This window comes from Bacillus sp. LR--39 (genome assembly GCF_053613335.1).
The window spans coordinates 1-596 of the sequence record NZ_JBSIOT010001229.1 but is presented as its reverse complement, the minus strand read 5'-3'; the positions used below and the strand labels follow the sequence as shown (position 1 = coordinate 596).

Genomic DNA, 596 nt, shown 5'->3' with positions numbered 1-596 from the left:
AGCCGAGCGGTTCAAACAGTGGATGCAGCAGCCGTTCAAAGGCAGGCTCACCCAGTACGCCAAGCCCGATTGATGTCAATGTAATGCCCAGCTGGGATGCGGATAAATATTCATCCAAATCTGTAATGACACGCCTTGCGAGTATCGCCCGTTTGTTTCCTTCTGTGATAAGCTGATCTATTCTGGATCTCCTTACTCTAACAATCGCAAACTCGCTTGCAACGAAAAACGCGGTTAAAGCAATGAGCACGCCAATTAAAATCAGACTGTCAATATCGTCCATTTAACCCTATCCTCTCAACAAAGGATAAGGAGTCACCTCCTGATATAATCATTTTTCCTTAACATTGAGGTACGCGGTGTATTGTTGCCTAAGCAGAGGGCCCCATCATACCACCTCCAAAAGTCAAAGTTTGATTATAAATTGTAGATTTTATTGTAACACAACTCATTCCAAAAATGATTTTTAATTTTTAGACTTTTATCATGAAGAAAGCCTTAACTGCATGCCTGCTTGTCAATTCTGCGCCTGTCTGGATTGGAAGAGGAAGGATTTTGTGGATATAAAAAGAAAACAGCCTTGAAAACTGTTTTCT

Annotated in this window: 1 protein-coding gene; it reads right to left on the bottom strand. The window is 41.4% G+C overall.

Translation table 11 applies throughout. The features are described from left to right. The coding region (locus tag ACWHAR_RS29600; RefSeq protein WP_452088756.1) for a CNNM domain-containing protein at positions 1 to 283 on the bottom strand (283 nt) is incomplete at its 3' end. Between the last annotated feature and the right edge of the window lie 313 nt (positions 284 to 596).